The organism is Borrelia persica No12 (assembly GCF_000500045.1).
Classification (GTDB): Bacteria; Spirochaetota; Spirochaetia; order Borreliales; family Borreliaceae; genus Borrelia; species Borrelia persica.
Map to the genome: position 1 here is coordinate 1 of NZ_AYOT01000185.1, position 4,659 is coordinate 4,659.

The 4,659-nt window shown below is 27.8% G+C and carries 2 protein-coding genes; both read right to left on the bottom strand.

From position 1 onward, the window contains the following. Positions 1-473: 473 nt before the first annotated feature. Positions 474-2,147 (bottom strand): BTA121 domain-containing protein surface lipoprotein, encoded by a 1,674-nt coding sequence (locus U881_RS0106080; RefSeq protein ID WP_024653658.1) that lies wholly within the window; start codon positions 2,145-2,147, stop codon positions 474-476. Positions 2,148-2,776: 629 nt separating this feature from the next. Next, positions 2,777-4,444 carry a BTA121 domain-containing protein surface lipoprotein gene (locus U881_RS0106085; protein WP_024653659.1) on the bottom strand — a complete coding sequence of 556 codons (1,668 nt, stop codon included), beginning with the start codon at positions 4,442-4,444 and terminating at the stop codon, positions 2,777-2,779. Positions 4,445-4,659 lie beyond the last annotated feature (215 nt).

Sequence of the window (4,659 nt, forward strand, 5' to 3'; positions counted from 1 at the left end):
TCATACACCATACATACAAACCGCCAACATTGCCTAATAAAATTATTTCCTTTAACCAAAATTAGTTAATTATTTAAATTAATCAATATAATATTGACATTATATATTAATTATATGCAAAAATCAAGAATAAAAAATAGTTTAGAGAAAATTCAATATTCCTACTTAGTAACACTAATATAGATAAATTTACTAAAAATCATTATTGGATTGGAAATTAATAATGATAATTAATAATGATTTTTTTGAGCTAATTGACAATCTATTTACTATGACACAACATGTAGCCTTAATAGCTTTCCCATTAAGTAATTTTCGTATCCATTCAACAAATTCTCAATATACAAATTTCATTTCTGCCCTTTCCATACTCTAAAATCTTCAAGTAATATTCTAAACTAATAAAAAGTTAGGAAGAAAAGTTATTCTTTCCTTCCATTGTTCATAACATTATTTTAAAATCCAATAAATATTTATATCTTATTTAAGATGGCAATAATAACATCATTCACTTTCTTTACTTTCTCTACTACATTATTCAGTGTCGCCTCATAATTATGAGTTTTATCTTTTAAATATTTAGTCAATACTTCTATGGTATCGTCAAGCAATGCTATTGAGACATTTTTACGAACAACAACAGTTTTAATCCTACCTACATCAGCATCATAATCTGCTTCTGTTTGATCTTTTATTGTTACTAATTTTTTCTTTTCATCGTCAAGTAATTTAAATTGTTGTTTTAGTGTACTTAGATCCTCAAGCTCTAACTTATCAAGATTAGCTTCTTTCTCTCTGAGATTTTTAAACGAGCTTAAGTAATATAATTGAGAAAATCTTTCTAATATCCCAAAAACACGTTCCACCTCCTTACGATTATGTACATTGAAAATTAATCCTACTTGACCTCCTTCAATCTCATCACCCACAAAATACTTATAAAAAATTGTACCAAAGATTCCAAGAAATTTACTTTCATAACCAAAAGCTAAATAAATTAAACTTCTTCGTTCAACATCTCTTTCGTTCACAGAGTTATAACTAAGGATAGAAAACACTTTCTCCATACCATACCTATCATCAGGTTCAGAAGCACTATGAGCAGTAAATACTCTGGAAATTTCATCTGAATTAGCTACGTCTCGTAATTCCTGCATTACTGCTACTTTTGCTTGCATTTCTCTTTGTCTTTCTCTCTCTGAATCATCGCTAATACCCTGAAAATCAAAACTTACATTCTCATTACCTGAAAGATTACTATATCTTTGCCCAATAGTAAGACTGATATCGCTATAACCTTTTAATGCCACTGAATATTTTTCTGCCTCTTCTTTTAACCTACGATCCAAATCTTCCTTTACATTAGAATCTTGAATACTATTAATATTTTCGCTAGCTTGATAAAATAAACGTAAATGATGATTGTCTAACATATTGTTCACAATTGTTTTAACTTGATCAGCACCTAATTGAGACAATAGATCATAAAACGTATCATTACTATATGTTTTAGCATCATCAACTAATGCCTTTTTCAAATATTCAGCTGCCTGCTTTTGCTCATCAGATAGATCAAATGTACCAAGCAATGTAACAATTTTTTCTTTTGCAAATCCTTCAGCTGCATCATTACTAATACTCTGTAAATTAGCACCATTACTAGGATCTGAAAGCCTAGCATATCTCTCTTGAACACTAACACTGATATCGCTATAATAATCTTTCAATAATCTTAAGTATTCTTCTGTCGCTATCAATAATCTATTCTGCAAGTTATCTTTTACATTTAGATCTTGGATAACATTAATAGATACCTGTGATTCACTCATAAAACATATATGTTCAAAAATATTGTCCATAATTTTTTTAACTTGTTCAGTATCTAATTGAGACAAAAAATCATGAAATGTATTATTACTATATGTTTTAGCATCATCAACTAATGCCTTTCTTAAATATTCAGCTGCCTTCTTCTGTTCATCAGATAGATTAAATGTGTCAAGCAATTTATCAATTGATTTACCCTCTGCACCCATTCCTATTTCTGGAAAAACACCTGAATGCGCTCCTACAGGAGGAGAACTTTGAGTTTTGCAACTTAATAATACTATTAATAATAGTATTAAACTATAATATATTAACTTCATATCTTAATATCCCCTTTTAAAATTAAAAACAATGCAAGATATTTATATATCATTTAAATGGCAGTAATAAAAATAACAGTACTTGTCTTAATTATTTCTAGTGTATCAAGTTAGTTTTAGTTATATAATCTTTAGACATAAATTTTAAAATAATTTTCATACACCATACATACAAACCGCCAACATTGCCTAATAAAATTATTTCCTTTAACCAAAATTAGTTAATTATTTAAATTAATCAATATAATGTTAATATTATATATTAATTATATGTGAAAATCAAGAATAAAAAATAGTTTAGAGAAAATTCAATATTCCTACTTAGTAACACTACTATAGATAAATTTACTAAAAATCATTATTGAATTGGAAATTAATAATGATAATTAATAATGATTTTTTTGAGCTAATTGACAATATATTTACCATGACACAGCATGTAGCCTTAATAGCTTTCCCATTAAATAATTTTCGTATCCATTCAACAAATTCTCAATATACAAATTTCCTTTCTGCCCTTTTTATACTCTAAAATCTTCAAGTAATATTCTAAACTAATAAAAAGTTAGGAAGAAAAGTTATTCTTTCCTTCCATTGTTCATAACATTATTTTAAAATCCAATAAATATTTATATCTTATTTAAGATGGCAATAATAGCATTATTAGCTTCCTCTACTCCATTTATTGCACTATTAAATGTCGCCTCATAATCACGAGTTTTATCTGTTAAATAATCATTCAATACTTTTTTGAGATCATCATCCAATTCTTGCGCAAAATCATCCTTACTAACAACAGTTTTAATTCTACTTACATCAGCATTATAATCTGTTATTATTTGATTTTTTATTCCTACTAATTTCTGCTTTTCTCCTTCAAGTAAAACAAATTGTTGTTTTAGTGTACCTAGATCCTCAAGCTCTAACTTATCAAGATTAGCTTCTTTATCTTTGAGATTTTTAAATGAGCTTAAGTAATATAATTGAGAAAATCTTTCTAATATTTCAAAAACATTTGTTAAATTCTTAATATTAGTTCCATCATATACATATCGATCTTTTGCCTCAAGCAAAATAATATACCTAGAGAAAAATTTGCCAAAGAATGCAAGATCTTCACGTTTATAACCAAAAGCTAAGTAAATTAAACCTCTTCGTTCAAGACCACTTCTTGCACCATTTGAATAACGATTAATACTCCTAAATACTTTCTGCATACCATACCTATCTTTAGGTTCAGAAGCACTATGAAGAGTAAATACTCTGGTAATTTCATCTGAATTAGCTATATTGTGTAACTCACGAATTAATGCTGCTTCCTGTACTTTCTGTGCCTGTATTGCCGCTTTTGCATCATTACTAATACCCTGAAAATCAAAACTTACATTCTCATTACCTGAAAGATTACTATATCTTTGCCCAATAGTAAGACTGATATCGCTATAACCTTTTAATGCCACTGAATATTTTTCTGCCTCTTCTTTTAACCTACGATCCAAATCTTCCTTTACATTAGAATCTTGAATACTATTAATATTTTCGCTAGCTTGATAAAATAAACGCAAATGATGATTGTCTAACATATTGTTCACAATTGTTTTAACTTGATCAGCACCTAATTTAGACAATAGATCATAAAACGTATCATGACTATATGTTTTAGCATCATCAACTAATGCCTTTTTTAAATATTCAGCTGCCTTCTTTTGTTCATCAGATAGATCAAATGCACCAAGCAATGTAACAATTTTTTCTTTTGCAAATCCTTCAGCTGCATCATTACTAATACTCTGTAAATTAGCACCATTACTAGGATCTGAAAGCCTAGCATATCTCTCTTGAACACTAACACTGATATCGCTATAATAATCTTTCAATAATCTTAAGTATTCTTTTGTCGCTATCAATAATCTATTCTGCAAGTTATCTTTTACATTTGGATCTTGGATAACATTAATAGATACCTGTGATTCATTCATAAAACATATATGTTCAAAAATATTGTCCATAATTTTTTTAACTTGTTCAGTATCTAATTGAGACAAAAAATCATGAAATGTATTATTACTATATGTTTTAGCATCATCAACTAATGCCTTTCTTAAATATTCAGCTGCCTTCTTCTGTTCATCAGATAGATTAAATGTGTCAAGCAATTTATCAATTGATTTACCCTCTGCACCCATTCCTATTTCTGGAAAAACACCTGAATGCGCTCCTACAGGAGGAGAACTTTGAGTTTTGCAACTTAATAATACTATTAATAATAGTATTAAACTATAATATATTAACTTCATATCTTAATATCCCCTTTTAAAATTAAAAACAATGCAAGATATTTATATATCATTTAAATGGCAGTAATAAAAATAACAGTACTTGTCTCAATTATTTTTAGTGTATCAAGTTAGTTTCAGTTATATAATCTTTAGACATAAATTTTAAAATAATTCTCATACACCATACATACAAACCGCCAACATTGCCTAATAAAATTATTTCCTTTAACCAA